Raw genomic sequence first — 18,545 nt, 5'->3', positions numbered from 1 at the left:
CAGACGCGGGCGAATAGAGCGATAATCAACCCTGTTAGTCACGACTGCTTGCAAAGCAGGCAAGTACCCTCATCATCCAAAACGTTCGCGCCACAATTAGCAGGGCACGGCTTCCGCCTCACTTTGTGCTCGGAATCACATACAGGGCAATACAATTTTCTTGTCTTAGCCCCCTTAGGGAAACTCTGAAAAAGGTTTTCAAATCTGGTGAAATGTCCCCCATCACATGAGCCGAGCGGTTGCCCCCCATGAAGCAAATTTCTTTCGCCGATGCCGAGTACGCCGGTAAACGTAAGCGAACCCGCCGTGAGATTTTCCTGAGCGAGATGGACAAGGTCGTCCCCTGGAAGGGGTTGATCGCTTTGATCGAGCCGCATTATCCAAAAGGCGAAGGGGGCCGCCCGGCGTATCCCTTGATGGCCATGTTGCGTGTGCACCTGATGCAGAACTGGTTCGGCTATAGCGATCCAGCAATGGAAGAGTCTCTTTATGAGACCACGATTCTGCGCCAGTTCGCGGGGTTGAATCTGGAACGCATTCCCGACGAAACCACGATTCTCAACTTCCGTCGCCTGCTGGAGAAAAACCATCTTGCCGGGGGAATCCTGGAGGTCATTAATGGCTACCTGGGAGACCGAGGTTTGATGCTTCGTCAGGGCACAATTGTTGATGCCACGATCATTCATGCGCCGACGTCGACCAAGAATAAAGAGGGTAAACGCGACCCCGAAATGCATCAGACCAAGAAAGGTAATCAATATTTTTTCGGGATGAAAGCGCACATCGGAGTAGACGCTGATACGGGTCTGACGCACAGCGTGGTGGGCACGGCAGCCAATGTCGCGGACGTCACTCAAGTCGATCAGTTGCTGCACGGCGAAGAGACCCATCTCTGTGGCGACGCGGGCTACACCGGCGTAGAAAAGCGGCTTGAACATGAGGGGCGCGAGATGATCTGGTCGATCTCCGCCAGGCCCAGCAGCCGCCGCAAACATGGAGAAAAAAGCGTCATTGGCCGTGCGTTGCGCAAGATTGAATACGCCAAATCGCAAACTCGGGCCAAGGTTGAGCACCCGTTTCGGGTGATCAAGCGCCAGTTTGGTTACACCAAGGTGCGGTTTCGCGGGTTGGTAAAGAACACGGCGCAGTTGGTGACACTGTTTGCACTGTCGAATCTGTGGATGGCGCGCCGACATTTGATGGAGCCTATAGGACAGGTGCGTCCGCAGTATGGAAATTAAGGGTTAATAAGTGCTTAAAACCGGCTTATTCATCAATAAAAGCCGATATTTTCGAAATTTCAGTGAAGTACTTTCTTTCGGAGCGCTTGACGCCCGATTTGCCAGAAAAAGAAGGTCTTATTTCAGACCTTCCTTAGGATTCAACACTGCCAAAGGGTATTCAAAACTATCGTCGGAACTAGCGTCTTGTATACACTGTGGGCAAAAAAAGCGATGTTGCTTCTTATCGATGCCAAAATACCGAGACACCGAAGCCGGAGGAAGTTTGTCGATCGCGATCTTTGCTTCCCAACAAACTCGGTTAGTCGCAAATTCGCCGCTACCAAGCTAAGATGCTGGCCCCGTTTTCAAAAAATCTCTACGAATACCTAACCAGGATTCGTTCGGGCAAAGTTCAGAGTAAGAAAACAGGATCACCTCAACGATTTCAGTAGCCTGGATGCGAAAGTCTTTACCCGTCGAATGCATAATAGCGTTACGTTGTTCACGTTGCGAGCGGAAAGCTTCCGCGAACTTCTTAGATAAGGGAGAACTGGAGAAAGTATCATATATTCTGGGCAAGTCTTGAGCATCAGGCATCCTGAAGGTATTGAAGCTTATAGACTTCCCTCCGTAAGGTGATGGCCATTTTGCAGGGGGTTCACTGATTAAAAGGAATGGGGAAATTTCGCATATTTTTCCCTTCAACAATTGTTCAACACCCTGCTGGGCAACAGCAAGAGAGGTGCTCAGTCGGCGTTTAGCTGCAATCCAATACGGCTCAGACATCTCCGCCTGATCATAGCCAAAATACTCCGCTTGATCTAAATCAGTGAAAAGATCAAAAAGTGTACCCCAAGCAAAGTCCAGCAACTCTTTACCTGCGGAAAAAAACTCATCTGACGTCGGAAGATCATTAATCAATTGCTAATTCTCTTAAATTCCATATATAAAAAAACTGACACATCTCCGATCAGCTCTATTATGTACCTCAGTATAGTCTGGGTCGGTACCCAGGTAGCAAGCCAAATTCCCGACATCCTTTACCGCCTTGGTAAAATGCTTCTAGAGATACTCTGCCGACGCACGCGCATTGACTGCCCAGCCTGCAGTAGTCGGTACGGCCTTGTGATCGGCGGCTGCCAGGGAGAGAGTAAAGTGACATAAACGCCCCATCATCAAAATCGAAGCTGCTTGAGCAATCGCTTAATCGTCTGCGAACCTCGCGCCTACCAATAAGCGCCCATCCCACGGAAGTCAGAGATGAATTATCTAGAGCAGATAAAGCACCAAGCCGAACAGACTTTTGGCAACAAAGAAAAGGCAGATGCTTGGCTCAATCAGCCCAAAAAGCTTTCGGTGACCGAGCGCCTCTGGAGCTTGCACGCGAGGCTGAAGGATACCTACTGGTCAGGGATGAGCTTGAGCGAATGACCCACGGGTTCTTCGCTTAGCGGCCGCTCGGATTCAATCAAAATGATGCAAATTCCCTGCTTTAATATGTTGATTCATTTATGACTGGGGATCCCGGATGCTATCGCCTGAAGTTCGACCCGGTGGAGAACATCCAATACGTTGGAAACATTAGGATCTCCTGAGCTCGCGGCCTCACCTTGCCGAGGCTCATCATCTGAAGTCAATCGCAGCATGCAGGGCGGCAGGTGCCAAGCGCTGGTAAAGCTCAACACGCCTGAGGGAATCATCGAGATAATGGAGCGGTTACAAACAGATAGAGTCGACGGTGAGGGAAACCACGCTTCTGATCCCTATGCACAAGTGATACCCATGTATAGCTATTGTACAAGTATGTGCAAGTTCGTATCATCAGTCATGGCCTCGTGCTGGCATGGTTCTAGCGCTCTTGGGCTCACAGTTTAAGGCCACCTCCAAACCGCTCTGAAGGACGATTAATGAACCTCAATATTGCACGCCTAATGTTTGGCAGCGCGACCACAATGGTTCTTGTGGCGTTAGGTCTTTCTTTATGGACGTCTTCGCAGGTTGAGAGGATGGATGAGCTTGGCTATCAATCAGAGAAAATCAGCGAGGCGCGCGAAGTCGTTCAAGAGCTTCGTTATCACGCTGCACAAGTCCAGCAGTTCTACACGGATGCCAGTTTGACCAGTGAGCGAGACTCTGTTGTTCAAGGTCATCAAAATTCTCTACAGGCAGTTGAAAAACTGAATGAGCTAAAAACGTTGATACCCGAACTGGGCCGTGAGCTGGAAATTTCTCGTGGGCCTATAGAGGCGCTTGATCGCATCGGCGACCGCATGTTTCAGGCCTACAGCGCCTCAGGCAAAGCCGCTGGCGATAAGGTGATGGAGGATTTTGACAAGCGCTCGGAAGAGGTAATAGAAAATTTCTCTGCCCTTCATGAGCCTTTGGTCAAAAAATATCAGGCGAACCAGGACGTCACAGCAGCAGTACGTAAGTCTCTCAAACTTAATAATTTGCTGGCGTGGGGGCTTGTACTGGTATTCATGCTCATCACGCTGTGGCTGATCAACCGAAGAGTGTTGCCGCCGCTAAATCACTTGTCGGGTTCATTGCGAAAGTTGAGTGCTGGCAGCGGTGACCTACGCGTCGTCTTGCATCAGGAGAATGATGATGAAATTGGTGTGGTGGTCGCCGATTTTAATCAGTTCATCGCTGGGCTACGTGGGCAAATCGCAACAGTTGCCGAAGTGGGTAATACCTTGGGGCAATCGTCCGGCTATCTGGTCTCGGATGCATTGGCGGCTGAGCAAAGCGCCGAAGTACTGCGGGTCGAAATTGAACAGGTCGCCACCGCCATCAACCAAATGGCCGCCACCGTTCAAGGTGTCGCCTCCAATGCCCGAGCTAGCGCAGCTCAAACAGAAGATGCTGATCGTGAGGCGAAAACCGCAATCGGTGTGGTTAATCAAACAATTGATGATATACGCACTTTGGCCGAAGAAATGCGTGAAGCCGCCGAGGTTATTCAAGCACTGCAGACGCATTCGCAGTCCATCGGCGGTGTACTTGAAGTTATTCGCAACATTGCTGACCAGACAAATCTACTTGCACTCAATGCTGCCATCGAAGCCGCGCGTGCGGGTGAACAGGGGCGCGGATTCGCTGTGGTGGCCGATGAGGTGCGGACACTGGCCAGCCGCACGCAAGCCTCAACACAAGAAATCCAAAGCATGATTGAGCGACTACAAAGTGTCTCGCAACACGCTGTAAAAGTGATGCAGGAAAGCCGTGAGCACGCCGAAAATGGCGTAGCTAGAGTTGAAACAGCAGGTCAGGCCCTTATCAATATTAGCGTGTTAGTGGCTTCCATATCGAAAATGAGCCTGCACATTGCGGAAGCTGCCCGCGAGCAATCGACGGTAAGTGACGAAATCAACCAGCGGATAACCAATGTAGCCAACGTTGCTGGACACACCGCCAAGCTGTCGGAAAGCACCTTGGCACGTGGTCGCGCGGCAGGAGAAGATGCGCAACGTCTTGGGCATATTGTGAGTCTGTTTCAGCATTGAGTAGCGCTTCATAATCTCCGACGCCCCACCATAAATGCTCGCCACGCGTGTATCAACCCACGCAGATACCAACCATTCGAGAACGATTATATCGAGTGTCGATTTATCAAGGGACTAGCAATGACGCAACTTATACCTCTGGCTGTCGGATGCGCGGAATGTCGAAATCTTGAAGGTCTGGGCTTCGAATTCACCATGGCTTTTCAACCCATCTACAATGTCCGCACAGGGGCACCTTACGCCTACGAAGCATTAGTACGTGGTGTCAATGGTGAATCAGCCGCACACATCCTCGGCTTGGTGAATGACACCAATCGCTATCGGTTTGATCAGGCCTGCAGAGTTAGGGCAATTGAACTCGCCGCCCGCCTTGGCCTGCCTGCCATCCCCGAATGCAAGCTAAGTATCAATTTTCTACCCAATGCCGTGTACAGGGCTGAGACGTGCATCCGCGCAACCCTGGAAGCAGCTCGCATATTCGACTTTCCGGTCAATCGCCTTATGTTTGAGGTGACAGAGGGCGAACGCGTGGATGATCCGGATCATTTGAAATCCATTTTCCAAGAGTACGAGCGCCAAGGCTTCACCACGGCTATCGACGACTTCGGATCTGGCTATTCTGGCCTCAACTTTCTGGCGATGTTCCAGCCGCAAGTCATAAAGATCGATATGGCGCTCACGCGCGGAATCGACAAAGACCGAGCGCGGCGCGCCATAGTCGAAAGCATCGCTTTGCTTTCAAACCGGCTGAACATCACCGTTGTTGCTGAGGGAATTGAGACTAGCGAGGAGCGCGATGCCCTACTGGAGTTGGGAGTTGAACTCATGCAGGGTTATTTATTCGCCAGGCCAGTGATTGGGGCGCTGCAATCGATGCCGCTGGAGCTGGTCTGCCCATAGACATCTCGTGTCCCTGGCCCCACATAGCGCAGATGCCTGACCTTGCCCCTCAAGTCCACTGTGCAACGGCTTGAGGGGCAGCTGTTACAGCAGGCCGAATAGTGCTTGTCGGTCAGCGATGGCAAGTCAGCGGATGGCGTGTACACTCTCATGCAATCGCGACTTCGCCCTTACGCCAAATCCTTCAAAATTCAGGTCACCCAGGAGTACGACCGCCCGGCACTTCGACTGCCAGCGTCGTACTTAGCCACAACATCTGATAGCCAACACACGGCGGGCCTGTAGAGAACGTCTGACCAGTCGCTCAAAAAATTATAACCACTGCCGATACATCGATGATAGAGGCACGCCTCCCCTTTCATTGCTTGGTACGATATGTCACAGCCTAACTTTCCCAAGGGATCCCATAGGAGCCCGACTCTTACAAGCGTGGCGCTTGTCAGAAGATCTCTGGTCAATTTCGCGAGGCTGTTGGCTTTTGTTTTTGTTCTTGCAAGCTGTCTGCTTATCTACGTAGCGCAAAATCTCGACAGCACAGAAGAACAAGAAAGCGCGTTTTACGCTAAGAAAGCGGTGCAAACTCTCCAGAAAAACCTAGTAATGACTGTCAAGGATTACGCTTTTTGGGGCGATGCCTACAAACATTTGCATACAGCCATAGACACCGACTGGGCCTTCCGTAGGCAAAACCTTGGATCGACGCTCTACTCTGACTTTGGCGTCCAAGGCGTGTTCGTTGTGAACGCGTTGGATCGCACCGTCTATTCGGTGGTAAGAGGAAAGCTAGTTGCAACCAAGGCTGCCGATTGGCTTGGACAGCCCGTCGGAGCCCTTCTTGATCGGGCTAGGGCAGGCGCGAGAAGTGAGACCCCGGTGGCAACATTTGTCGATGTTGGTGGTGTGCCTGCTTTGGTTGTGGCGGCCGCTTTAACGCCAGGGGCTGATCCGACTGTTGAGAGGGATGATGGGCCAGCCTCGGTTTTGTTCTTCGTTGAAACGCTGGATAGCAGTAGATTGGAGACGATAGGCAAAGAGTACGGGGTTGAAGAGTTGCACTTGTCCACGTCCGATGAGATTGAGGGGGCGTCTATTCTGCCTCTGGGTAAGGACGGGGCCGCTGGCCGACTTCACTGGAACCCTGCGAAGCCTGGCCGCCACCTGCTTAGTTTCATGCTGCCGCTTGTCGCCGTTGCCGCCTTTCTAGCTTGGCTCATGACGTGGGCGATACTTCGCCGAACAACAGTTGCTGCCCTCGCCTTGGACTTGAGCTTTGAGTCCCTGAAGCAAAGTCAGGCGGCGCTTGCAACCAGCGAAGCACGTTTTCGCGATGTCGTTGGGGCTAGCTCGGACTGGATATGGGAAATCGACAGAGACTGGCGATTTACTTACCTTTCCGAGCGGTTTGAAAGTGTGACAGGGCTGCGCAGAGACGATTGGATCGGTGCAACCATTGATGACCTGCTCCATACCGACCTCGGCGCGATATCTCAATGGCTAAGCATCCCAAACCGTCGACACAACATCAGCGTGCAATGTAGCTACGTTGACATTAGAGACAACGCCCGAATTACTCGACTATCGGCACGCGGATTAATCCGTGAGGGATTTCGAGGCACCGCAACGGACGTAACCGACGAAGTTGAAGCGCGTCGGCGTATTGAATACCTGTCGCAACACGACGCTCTGACCGGACTGCCAAACAGGACTCGGCTACAAGAGTTCCTCGACGGGAAACTTAAGTCTGCGCCCTCCCAAGAACAGCCTTTGGTGATGCTCAGTCTCGACCTTGACCGCTTTAAGCCTGTAAATGATCTGCTCGGCCATGCCGCCGGTGATCAAGTTCTTAACGAAGTCTCTCGTCGGTTGGGCGACTGCGTCCGCAGCGGTGACCTGGTTGCGAGAATTGGTGGTGATGAGTTTGTATTGATTCTTAATGATGTCAGCTCCCCAGACGAGGTGGAGGCGGCGTGTCGGCGCTTGATCGATTCTATTGAACAGCCAATAGCGATTGAGGATCAGGAGGTTTTTGTGAGTGCGAGCGTTGGCATTGCCATGGCCCCCCACGACGCTATTCAGGCAGCGGAGCTGCTGCGGTATGCCGACATTGCGTTGTATGAGGCTAAAGCCGGAGGGCGCAATACATGGCGATTCTATGCCAGCGACATGAATACAAAAATCATCGAACGCCGCCAGCTCGAAAACGACCTTCGTTACGGGATAAAACATGGAGAGTTGCGCCTGCATTTCCAACCCCGCTTCCGCATTAATAATGGAGAACTGGTTGGAGCGGAAGCTTTAGTGCGCTGGCAGCACCCCAAGCGAGGCCTGATTTCGCCGGATACATTTATACCTATCGCTGAAGAAACCGGACTCATCCTCCCACTTAGCAACTGGGTGCTAACAACGGCCTGCGCAACCGCAGCTCGCTGGCCAGAAAACCTCTTTGTGTAGGTTAACTTATCTTCCACCGAATTCCAACGCGGTAATTTGGTTGAGCGAATCGGCAAAGCAATCGAGGACACTGGACTCGAAGCGAAGCGCTTGGAGTTAGAGGTAACCGAAAGCGTTATGCTTGAAGACGCTTCTGGAGCTCTTGAAGTGATGCGAGTTCTGAAAGATTTAGGCGTGCGCATATCCATGGATGACTTTGGAACCGGCTACTCATCCCTCAGCTACCTACGTTCGTTTCCGTTCGACGGGCTCAAAATAGACCGCAGTTTCGTCAGCCGACTGGGTGAAAGCGAAGACGATAGATCGATCATTCAAGCCATTGTAGGCCTGGGCCGCGCATTGTCTTTGACTGTAACTGCGGAAGGTATTGAAACCATCGAGCATCTTGATTTACTCAAAGCAGTCTGTTGCGATGAGGGCCAAGGGTATTTCTTGAGCCGACCTTTAGAGAGCGATGCTTTCGACTCCTTACTAATGGCGAAGATACCGGTGGGTTAGATTTAACACTCTAGTTGTTTGTCTCGCGAACACCTATCACTGTGGGAAAGGTAATAGGTGACGGTTCGCCAACCATTGCCGCACCAGTTACCCCCCGTATAACTCAGCCTGAGGCGCGCGGGTGAGCATGCGCGCAACTTGAACGGCAAGGTGGTTTTCGATGGTTTTACGGGCTACAAAACAGGCTTGGAGAAAGGCATGACCGAAATCGAGCCTCATCCGGTTACTGTCAGCAAGTTTTTCTGGGCGTTGTCAGTTAGCCTGCGGATTCCACGCCATTCGGCCACTCATTCCACTAACATCGGGCCACCTGTTCCACGCTTATCCGGCCGGGCAGTCGGAGCGCAGCGACGCAGATTTGCATTGTTTACCCGCTGTCGTCAATTTCGTTGAGCGCCTGCGCATCGATTCGCCCTTCAGTTCGAGGCGGTAAGCGTTGTGTACTACCCGGTCGAGGATCGCGTCGGCCAAGGTCGGCTGCCGATCAGCTCGTGCCATTTGTCCACCGGCATCTGGCTGGTCACCAGTGTTGAGCGATGGCCGTAAAGGTCGTCCAGCAGTTCCAGCATGTTGCGCCGTTGCGCAGCGGTAAACGGAGCCAAGCCCCAGTCATCCAGGATCAGCAGATCTGTCTTGGCGTATCCGGCCGTAACCAGGGGCCGCTGCCCAGTTGCAGGATCAGTGACTGTCCGGGCCACGGGGACTGCGGTAATCGATGTCCTCTAGGCAAGCGTTATGACGCAGTCGGGCCGCTTTAGACGACTACTCATGGCTGAGGCGGTACTCTTGCCAGAGCAGAGCCAGCATGACACCGGGGTGGCGCAGTTCAGCGTGAGCCTTGGTATCGGACGTTGATCCCTGGGAACCGCAGGCGGTGGTGGGAAAAGACGTCGTTGCAGCTCGGTATCGGTCACAGCCGAGGGCCAAATCAGCCCGCTGGCAGCAAAGCGATTGAGATAGTCACCGACGCTGGCTCGACTCACTTGCAAGCTGACGGCGATCTGGCGAGCAGACAGGCCGACCTCGAATTTGAGACGTAATACTTCTCTAATCTTACGCATGGATAAGCTTTCCACGACGACCTCTTTGCTTCGATAAAAGAGGTCGATAGTAGTGGATTAATCCTGCTTCGCTGCCTGCCTTAGGGGTGGCCAAATGGCCGTGGAATCCCCTCCCCGCGCGTCTATCGCAAGCGTCGCGTGGGCCACCGCATCCACGCCAATCTTGTGCGAAAAGGGAAACCGAATTTCCGCAACGTGGACGATAAAAACCTGCGATTTGCGTATCTTTAAAAAACTAGAGCCGGACGTCCCCAAGCTTACCGAGTCGTGCTGGCGGCAAAAGGACAAAAGGCCCGGTTGGACGCTAAGCAAGGTATTTTGAAAAACGCCGACACGTCGATTTATAACTCCATATATCGATCACGAATTTTAAGTATTTCGTCCAGATGCTCCAAGAAAATGGCCACAACAGCAGGGTCAAAGTGTACGCCAGCCCCGTCATTTATATGTTGGACAGCATCATCGATTGACCAGGCCACTTTATAGGGGCGGTTTGAAGTCAGCGCATCGAATACATCCGCAACCGCAACAATACGCCCCTCCAGAGGTATTGCGGCTCTCGACAACCCCTGTGGATAGCCACTGCCATCCCACTTCTCATGATGTGTCAGCGCAATGCTGCGAGCCATACAAATGAGTGGAGCGTCGCCTTGCTCAAGAATTTTCGCGCCGATACGCGAATGGGTTTTCATAATCTCCCATTCATCGTCATTGAAATTTCCAGGTTTGAGCAAAATTCGGTCAGGAATACCAATTTTTCCAATATCGTGCATCTGGCTAGCGTATTGCAAAAGCTCGCATTGTTTGTCAGAACAGCCTAAATATTTAGCTAGCAAGGCGCTGTACTGACTCATGCGCAGAATATGAAAACCTGTTTCGTTGTCTCTATACTCGGCAGCACGTCCCAAACACTGCACAGCCTGAATTCGAGCATTATTGAGTTCCTGCGTCCGCGTCTGAACCAATTGCTCTAATAGCGTGTGGTTGTCGTGCAAAAGCCGATGAGCTATTTGCGCATCTAGCAAATTTCGCACCCGCATCAAGAACTCTACACGGGAGAATGGTTTGCTGACGAAGTCGCGGGCGCCCGCAGCAAGCGCTTTCAACAGCTCATCCTTACCATTCTGTGCGGTCAGGATGATCACAGGAGGCAGCAGTGGGTCATCCAGTGCCTGTAACTGCTCCAACACCTTGTACCCGTCAAGATACGGCATGTTGATATCAAGCAAAATGAGGTCTGGACGTGCCTCTAGGTAATGCGCAATAACCTGCCGGGAGTCTTGGATTAGGACAGGGGCTGGATAGCCCTGACGGACGAGCATTTTTTCCAGTAGCTTAAGATTACTGGGTTCGTCGTCTACGGCAAATATACGGGCCTGCATAACAGGTGGGTGACTCATGCCAACTCCTCGACGCCCAGATTAAGGTGCCGGTTCAATATTTCAAGTAACTGATGAAAGTTTATCGGCTTGGTTAGATAACTATCGAATCCGGCTTGCTGTGCTCGCTCAACATCAGATGGCATGGCATTGGCCGTGACGGCAATGACTGGCACTACGCGAGTGCGGGGATCTGACTGAAGAATGGCTAGTAATTGGTAGCCGTCCATTTCCGGCATGTTGATGTCGAGCAAAATCAGATCGGGTGTCTGGGTGAGGGCAATTTCGAGTCCCTGCGCCGGGGAGCTAGCAGTGAGGACTTGAATATGAGGGTGCTTTTTAAAATACGTGCTGATCAGTTTCAGATTGATCGGATTGTCGTCCACGCACAGCACGCGCTGAGCTGCAAAGTTGTTGCCAGCCTGCCGAATGCGGATGCAGTCAGGCTCAATGGTGGTGCTTTGAGTGAGTGCTTCGTCAGCATATAGTTCAAGCCAGAACGTACTGCCCTGACCTTCAATGCTATTGACGCCAATGCTACCCCCCATGAGTTTCACCAGACGTTTGGCAATGCTCAAGCCAATGCCAGTCCCTTCTATTTCGCTGTATTCCGCATCAAGTCGACTGAATGGCTGAAATAACTCATCGATACGAGTTGCGGGAATCCCCATCCCAGTGTCAGAGACTTCAATACGCAACATGCCCACATCGCAAGGGGTCGCTTTTAGCGTTATCTGACCACCAACTCGATTGTATTTCACTGCATTTGAGAGCAAGTTCAGTAGCACTTGTTTCAAGCGCATGCGATCAGCTTTTACAATGATTTCCTCGGAAATGAAAAAATGGGTCGATAGGTCGCGAGCATCTGCTAAAGGCTGAATAAGGCTCCAACACTCAGCCACAATACAGTGAAGTGCTACAGGCTCTATAGACAGGGTGAGGCTGCTGGATTCAATTTTGGCTAAGTCTAAAATTTCATTGATCAACGCCAACAGATGATCACCGCCGTTGAGAATCTCCCGGACGCTATCAAGTTGATCGGCACCCAGACTATCGTCGCACTCAAGCATTTGGGCGAAGCCGAGAATAGCATTCATCGGCGTACGCAATTCATGACTCATGCTCGATAGAAAATCAGTTTTAGCCTGATTAGCTGCATTGGCAGCCACCTTGGCTTGGCCAAGTTCTCTATGGCGTGCAATTTCTTCGCTAAAGTCAGTAAAAATATTAAATCCGTACTGGAACTGACCTTGTTCATCCTTAACAAGACCTACACAACTATTAGAGATGAATTCAGAACCATTTTTTCGTCTAAGAGGTAACTGTCCTTGCCAATTGCGTCCTTCTGAAATGCTTCTCAGCAATTTTTTTGACGACGGCGACTCTTTGTCGACGATGAAATTCTTGAAATTTTGCCCAAGGAGATCAACATCTTCGTATCCTAACTCGATACGTAGCGCTCGGTTTTGATAGAACATATGACACCTATCATCGAAAATGCCGATGCACTGCTCGCTAGACTCAAAAATCTGCCCGAATAGGGTAAGTCGGTGCTCTGCTGCTTTGCGCTGGGTAATGTCTTGAACTTGGCAAACAAAATGCAGCGGCTGCTGATCGGCATTGCGAACCAAAGAAATATTAAGCTCGGCGATGACCGTCCGTCCGCCCTTGGTGAAGTACCGATTCTCAAATTGTTGAGGCACACAGTCATTACAAATAAAACGATTAAGAACCTCTTGATAATGGTTTAAATCATCAGGGTGGATAATTGCTTGAGGGAAGCTTTTCAACAACTCATCGTTGCTAAAATCAAACATCGCACAGAGCGTTTGATTTAACTGCAACCAGCGGCCATCCAAACCGATCAATGCCATGCCTATGCCAGAGGAGTCGAAGGCGCTGCGAAAGCGCAATTCGCTCTCCTGAAGGGTCTGCTCTACGATTTTTAATGCATGTATATCCTGAGTGACGCCAAAAAGCCGAATTGCTCGCCCATTGGCATCGAACTCCGCCTCTCCACGCTGAAGTAACCAGTGCCACGACCCATCAGGCCAAATCGCTCGATGCTCGACTTCGTATGTGTCGATATTCGAAAGCATGCGATTAATACTGTTGAGTACATGCGGAAGATCATCCGTATGAATAAGGCTCAAAAATGTTTCGTAGCTGACTTCTGCAAATTCCTCTGTGCGCCCAAACAGACCTATCATCGAAGAGGATAGCTGGAAGGCGCGCGACCTCATGTCAAACTCCCATGTGCCGACTCGACCCGCAATCTGGCTGCGCTGAAGACATTCATGGCTGACTCGGAGGGCCGTCTCATTCGCTTTGTGCTGAGTCATGTCAGTGCGTATGGAAATGTACTGTATGGGTTTCCCCTGCTCGTTGAGGAACGGTACGATGGTGGTCTCAACCCAATACAGTTGCCCGTCCTTACGTCGGTTACAGACTTCGCCATGCCAGATTTTACCGCAGCGAATAGTCATCCACATATCCTGGTAAAACTCGTGAGGGTGTATACCCGACTTTACAATGCGATGAGTTTTCCCAATAAGTTCTGCGCGGCTATAACCGCTTATTTCACAAAAACTATGGCTTACATGAAGAATGCGCCCTTGGGTGTCAGCCAAACTGACAGTCGAGTGTTGGTCGATCGCGTGGCGAAAGTTTTTCAAGCGCGCTCGGGCCCTCTCGGCGTCCTTAACACATGTTTGATGACTCCTCCTACGATTTTGCGCTGCCCCTGCGCGTTGTTTGGCAATGTCGGCTAGCAGTCCGGGGGCAATCTGCTTAGCATGCCAGTCGAGTAGAACGAGCGCTTTGGCCTGACGAAGTTGGAATATGCAGTCCTCACTGAACAACGCAATTACCGGTAAGTCATCAGTTTCCGGCCATTGTTTTGCGATCTCCGCTATCTCCAACACATGGGAGCATGCATCGGTCAGATCAATAATAAGAACGTCCGGTCGCACCTGCCCTAGGGTTTGCAGCGCATGATCTACCTCGCGATTTAAAATGATCTCTAGACCCTCTTCATTTAATGCATCGACGAGCAGATCAGCATGCACATCATCAGATAGAAGTAATATCTTTGGCAGTGCAGATTTTTCTGGCTGATTGAGGTTGAGGCGGCCGATCAATTGCTCAAGCGAACTACGCTGATGTATTAAATGGTGGGCGCCCATGCCAATCCAATAGCGTTGTTGCACTACGGTGCTGTGATCATCGGTGATCACGATCCACTCATTACAGTTACGCGTTTTGTCCAATAGCAATGTGTGTTGCAAATCTTCAAGTGATTCAAGCCAAGTCAGCTCGGACAGCAGGCAATCGCTATTTCTCAATAAGGGTAGGCACTCAACATCAGTGCAGGTTATGAGCGTGGAGCCTTGAGCGTTTAATTCCTCAGCGAGGGGCGCCAAACTCAGTAAAAACGTGCCTAATGTATAGACGCCCAACAATGGTGGCTGATTACCCTTCTTCATGCTGAAATCCGTCATGGTAATAACAGTCTTAAATTATCGTGAGCCAGTCGGCTCTCTTGATTTTTCGTTCAGACGGAGTGCAAAATCACGGCTTCAATGCCGAGTTTCTCGTGATTTCAAAAGCCTGCATGCCGCGTTGGTCAATCTGGAAATAGACATCGCGGTGCCCAAGTTCGAATCAGAACAATCAGTGGTAGGCCCTCGTAACCAGGTCTACACCGAAAAACTTGCCACCAATCGATTCAGGTCAACGGCAAGTAAGGAAAGTTCATAGCTGGCCGCTGATGTTTGACTGGCGGCAGACGAGCTTTGTATGGATAAGTCTCGAATACTGATAAGGTTCTCATCTACGGATCGAGCGACCTGCGCTTGCTGCTCAGAAGCAGCAGCAATCATCAGATTTCGATCATTGATTTCGGAGATAGCGACCGCTATTTGCTCAATCGCAACCCCCGCCTCACGGGCGATCAGCAGGGTCGACTCAGCTTCTTCGCTGCTTTGCTTCATTGACTGTACGGCCGTAGAGGAATCTTTCTGGATACTTTGGATCATCTGCTCTATTTCTTGGGTCGATGACTGGGTACGGTGCGCCAGCGCCCTGACTTCATCGGCGACCACTGCGAATCCACGTCCCTGCTCTCCCGCACGTGCCGCTTCGATGGCAGCGTTCAAAGCCAAGAGGTTAGTCTGCTCGGCAATTGAGCGAATCACATCAAGAACCTTAGCGATGTTCTGTGTTTGATTTGCCAAACCTTCGACTTCCACGCCGGTCTGCCCAACGGTGCTACTTAGCTTTTGAAGCGAAGCAATCGTCCGGCCGACACGCTCCTGGCCAGTATGGGCAGAACGTTCGGAGGCTTGGGTGGATTTGGAGGCCGAGACAGCGTTGCGTGCGACTTCCTCGACGGCAGCAGTCATCTCATTGACCGCTGTAGCAGCCTGGTCGGTTTCCAGGCTTTGGCGTTGTATTCCAACGTTCGACTCGTTGGTAATCGCGCTCATCTGTTCGGCGGCTGAAGCCAATTGGCTGGAGGATTCAGAGATATGTTGGATCGTATTCTTGAGACTTAAACGCATCGCTGCGGTTGCGTTTTGTAGGTCAGTTATCTCGTCGGCACCATCAACCTCCACGGGAGTGCGCAAGTCGCCGTTAGCTATTTTGCGAGTGCTGAGCAGCAGTGCCAAGATCGGTTGGCTGATACTTCGAGTAAACACGACCGCAACTACGATGGTGAAAAAAATAGCGAGGACGCTCAGGACAATGGTAATCATCAATCCACTTTTGAAGCTGTCGTCAGCAATTTTGCCTGACTGCTCAGCACCTTTCTCATTGAGAGCAATCAATTCCTCAATAGAGGCTTGCAATGCGACAGCTTGAGGTTTGGTAGTATTTTTGACAAAAGCTGCCATCTCTGGATATGACGCTATTTTGCTTAGTTGTACAAGTTCGTCGACCTTGGCTTGATACGCGACTACATTTACCTTCACTTGATTGAATAATTCTTGTTCGGCAACACTAGAAACCAAATGTGTATACGCTTCAGCCGTTTGGGTTAATGCGCGCTTCGTGAGATCAATTTTTTGCAGAGAGCCTTCGCTCAATCTGTCATCGTCCATCACGTAGCGCCTACTATCCACGCGGTAAAGCAGTGCTGCCGTTTCTATTTTTCCAGCCTGTAAAACACTGGGAAGCCAATCGGTCTGCAGCTGGGACGCAGACTTGTGCACGTCGTTAAGCTTAGAGAGAACAGTTACGGCCAGTGCGATCAAGATAGAACAAATAACGCCGAAACTGAGAAGGGCTCTCGCGGCTAGTCTTACGTTACGTATTTTCATATCATAATTCTCGAAACATTACACTGCGGTGAATGGCGCTCAATGTGCCATAGTTGGTCAGTATGTATTGATTAGATTAGCACCTGCGGATTTAGACCTTCCCTCCTCGAGCTAACGTTATCGACGACCGCAGCGATATTGACTGAATAGAATCAATGACGTTTCTCCCAAAACTGTTTGGCCAGTTCGCTCATTGTCGAAGATAACTGTGCAACAGCTGCTGCGCTTTCGAAATTGCTCAGTACTGTCTGGACGTTAGCATTAGCGGTATCTCGAATGCTGTTGATACTGCGGTTAATGTCCTCACTAACCCCGCCTTGCTGCTCGACAGCTGCCGCTATCTGCGCATTCATATCGGTGATTTCATTTACTCGCTTCCCGATACCGTTAAGTGCGGTGGCGGCGTCTTGGGCATGACTGACACTGGAGTGTGCTTGCTGGCTGCTCTGCTCCATCACAGTCACGGCAGCGCGGGCCCTTTCTTGCAAAGCGCTGATCATGCCTTGGATATCTGTCGTTGACTGCTGAGTACGGGCCGCAAGGTTGCGTACTTCATCCGCCACCACGGCAAACCCTCGCCCCTGCTCTCCGGCGCGAGCAGCCTCAATCGCAGCATTCAGGGCTAGTAAGTTGGTCTGATCGGCAATACTGCGAATTACGTCCAACACCTTCGAGATTTCATTGCTTTGACCCTCAAGCTCATGAATAACTCGTGCGGCCTGCTGAATCTCACCTTCCAGTTCGGTAATAGACTGACTGGTATGAGCAACCAAGCGTTGTCCCGACGAGGTTTCGCTGTAAGCCCTTCCCGCTCTATCGGCAGCATGTTGAGCGTTGGCGGCCACTTCCTGAATACTAGCAGCCATCTGATTAACAGCCGTCGCAATTTGGTCTGTCTCTGCGTGTTGCTCGGCGGTCAATAAGTTGCTTGTCTCGATCTCACTAAGAAGCCGGTTGGCGTGCTCCCCCAGTCGATTGGACGCATCGCCAATGCGTCCGATAATAGATCCTGTTTCAGACTCCATCATGTGTAAGGCGAAGTCTATTTGGCCGAACTCATCGCTACGTCCTGTGTAGAGCAACTGGCTAAGGGGATTATCTGCAATAGCCAGGGCCCTTAGAGTGAGGCGATTCAGAGGAGACAACAAGGCCACGATAGCGACTGAGCTCAAGCCGCCAGCTAAGAGCATCGCAAGCATCGTGATGCTGAACGTCATAGGCATGATAACATTTGCCACTGCCACGCTGACCAGATTGCCCATCCAAACAAGCAAAGCCAATTTAATCCCAAGACCCGGCGACCACCTTCCTGGCAGTGATTTACCCTCTCTCAAATGCGCGTATAACTTTTTCGCAGCCAGAATCTGCGCAGGTTTTGGCTTGGTTCTTATGGACTGGCATTCAACAACTTTACCATTCTTGCTGATAGGTGTGACAAAGGCGCTGACCCAGTAATGGTCACCGTTTTTGCAACGGTTTTTCACTAAACCCATCCATGAGCGACCTGCTTTCAGCGTAGCCCACATGTGCGTAAAAGCGGCAGGGGGCATGTCCGGGTGTCGTACGATGTTATGTGATTGTCCCAATAGCTCCGCTTCGGTGAAACCACTGATATTGATGAAGTCATGGTTAACGTATGAGATATGGCCTTCAGGATCGGTCGTGGACAGTATATTAGCGTCCCGGGACAGTTCCAGATTACGTCCCGTCACAGGGAGGTTTTGGCGCATAAATAGTCCTGTAAATATTAGAGTTCACAACGGGTGGCACCACGATATAAGACCAATTAACTATGTCTCCATTTGGATAAGTGAGTTTCCGACCTTAAATAAGTCTAGAATTGGCGCCCTTAAACTGACGCCAATATTACTCCCTTGTCTATTAAGAACACTGCCGAACTAGAATCATATCCTAAATACCTCTATTTTCTGATTCGGATAATGTCATAGGAATAAAACTCTGCGCAATGCTCTTAGGAGTATATATGTATATAGATACCATTCATCCGAGTGAATTTTGAAATAGTATTGCGAAAGAAAACAGAAAGCCTTCATGCCGAAGAAGTCGGCGCCGCGCAATCCGTAGGTCACTAACAAGTACGAGCCTAAATACAATGAGCTTCAACTTCAGGTAATAGGCCAACCGGTTTTCTTGGCCGGACTAGAGTGACCATTGCAGTCGGCATGTTGCTCAGACCGCTTTTAAA

Annotated in this window: 9 protein-coding genes and 5 pseudogenes; 6 read left to right on the top strand and 8 right to left on the bottom strand. The window is 50.9% G+C overall.

Translation table 11 applies throughout. The features are described from left to right. Nucleotides 1-248 precede the first annotated feature (248 nt). Complete coding sequence (locus RHM65_RS18540; RefSeq protein WP_322165339.1) at nt 249-1,241, top strand: IS5 family transposase; 993 nt, start codon at nt 249-251, stop codon at nt 1,239-1,241. Between the two features lie 327 nt (nt 1,242-1,568). Here RHM65_RS18540 and RHM65_RS18535 read toward each other — a convergent pair whose 3' ends face one another. Beyond that, nucleotides 1,569-2,144, bottom strand: coding sequence for a hypothetical protein (locus tag RHM65_RS18535; protein WP_322170262.1), 576 nt, complete (start codon nt 2,142-2,144; stop codon nt 1,569-1,571). A gap of 407 nt (nt 2,145-2,551) precedes the next feature. On the opposite strand from RHM65_RS18535, the gene RHM65_RS25445 reads away from it, so the two are divergent. The 5 genes and pseudogenes from RHM65_RS25445 (at nt 2,552) to RHM65_RS18515 (ending at nt 8,578) form a co-directional block, all read left to right on the top strand. Further along, nucleotides 2,552-2,674 carry an antitoxin Xre/MbcA/ParS toxin-binding domain-containing protein gene (locus RHM65_RS25445; protein WP_322170265.1) on the top strand — a complete coding sequence of 41 codons (123 nt, stop codon included), beginning with the start codon at nt 2,552-2,554 and terminating at the stop codon, nt 2,672-2,674. Between the two features lie 456 nt (nt 2,675-3,130). Further along, a pseudogene (locus tag RHM65_RS25440) lies at nt 3,131-3,871 on the top strand (HAMP domain-containing protein); the annotation flags it as partial. A 153-nt stretch (nt 3,872-4,024) separates the two neighbouring features. Then, the gene (locus RHM65_RS25435; protein WP_416194845.1) at nt 4,025-4,729 is read left to right on the top strand and encodes a methyl-accepting chemotaxis protein; all 705 of its coding nucleotides are present in this window, start codon (nt 4,025-4,027) and stop codon (nt 4,727-4,729) included. A gap of 120 nt (nt 4,730-4,849) precedes the next feature. Then, a complete protein-coding gene (locus RHM65_RS18520; protein ID WP_322170271.1) occupies nt 4,850-5,629 on the top strand; it encodes an EAL domain-containing protein in 780 nt (259 codons plus the stop codon). Nucleotides 5,630-6,004: 375 nt separating this feature from the next. Next, a pseudogene (locus RHM65_RS18515) lies at nt 6,005-8,578 on the top strand (EAL domain-containing protein). A 321-nt stretch (nt 8,579-8,899) separates the two neighbouring features. Here the strand turns inward: RHM65_RS18515 and RHM65_RS18510 are convergent. The 7 genes and pseudogenes from RHM65_RS18510 to RHM65_RS25430 all read right to left on the bottom strand — a co-directional run. Further along, nucleotides 8,900-9,334, bottom strand: a pseudogene (locus tag RHM65_RS18510) (ATP-binding protein); the annotation flags it as partial. A gap of 15 nt (nt 9,335-9,349) precedes the next feature. Then, nucleotides 9,350-9,639 (bottom strand): annotated as a pseudogene (locus tag RHM65_RS18505) (IS21 family transposase); the annotation flags it as partial. Between the two features lie 341 nt (nt 9,640-9,980). Next, the gene (locus tag RHM65_RS18500; RefSeq protein ID WP_322183874.1) at nt 9,981-11,039 is read right to left on the bottom strand and encodes an HD domain-containing phosphohydrolase; all 1,059 of its coding nucleotides are present in this window, start codon (nt 11,037-11,039) and stop codon (nt 9,981-9,983) included. After that, nucleotides 11,036-14,503 (bottom strand): PAS domain S-box protein, encoded by a 3,468-nt coding sequence (locus RHM65_RS18495; protein WP_322183872.1) that lies wholly within the window; start codon nt 14,501-14,503, stop codon nt 11,036-11,038. The genes RHM65_RS18500 and RHM65_RS18495 overlap by 4 nt, the downstream gene beginning before the upstream one ends. Before the next feature lie 213 nt (nt 14,504-14,716). Continuing rightward, the gene (locus tag RHM65_RS18490; protein WP_322183870.1) at nt 14,717-16,339 is read right to left on the bottom strand and encodes a methyl-accepting chemotaxis protein; all 1,623 of its coding nucleotides are present in this window, start codon (nt 16,337-16,339) and stop codon (nt 14,717-14,719) included. Between the two features lie 152 nt (nt 16,340-16,491). Continuing rightward, nucleotides 16,492-17,601 carry a methyl-accepting chemotaxis protein gene (locus RHM65_RS18485; protein WP_416194800.1) on the bottom strand — a complete coding sequence of 370 codons (1,110 nt, stop codon included), beginning with the start codon at nt 17,599-17,601 and terminating at the stop codon, nt 16,492-16,494. Nucleotides 17,602-17,787: 186 nt separating this feature from the next. Beyond that, nucleotides 17,788-18,069: pseudogene (locus RHM65_RS25430) on the bottom strand (PAS domain-containing protein); the annotation flags it as partial. Nucleotides 18,070-18,545 lie beyond the last annotated feature (476 nt).

The organism is Pseudomonas sp. CCI4.2 (assembly GCF_034350045.1).
GTDB lineage: Bacteria > Pseudomonadota > Gammaproteobacteria > Pseudomonadales > Pseudomonadaceae > Aquipseudomonas.
This window is presented reverse-complemented; position numbering and strand designations above follow the sequence as displayed.

Coding starts and splice junctions, on each gene's coding strand:
- RHM65_RS18540 (WP_322165339.1), top strand. CDS start 249: ATGAAGCAAATTTCTTTCGCCGATGCCGAGTACGCCGGTAAACGTAAG.
- RHM65_RS25435 (WP_416194845.1), top strand. CDS start 4,025: ATGGCCGCCACCGTTCAAGGTGTCGCCTCCAATGCCCGAGCTAGCGCA.
- RHM65_RS18520 (WP_322170271.1), top strand. CDS start 4,850: ATGACGCAACTTATACCTCTGGCTGTCGGATGCGCGGAATGTCGAAAT.
- RHM65_RS18500 (WP_322183874.1), bottom strand. CDS start 11,039: ATGAGTCACCCACCTGTTATGCAGGCCCGTATATTTGCCGTAGACGAC.
- RHM65_RS18495 (WP_322183872.1), bottom strand. CDS start 14,503: ATGAAGAAGGGTAATCAGCCACCATTGTTGGGCGTCTATACATTAGGC.
- RHM65_RS18490 (WP_322183870.1), bottom strand. CDS start 16,339: ATGAAAATACGTAACGTAAGACTAGCCGCGAGAGCCCTTCTCAGTTTC.
- RHM65_RS18485 (WP_416194800.1), bottom strand. CDS start 17,601: ATGGGCAATCTGGTCAGCGTGGCAGTGGCAAATGTTATCATGCCTATG.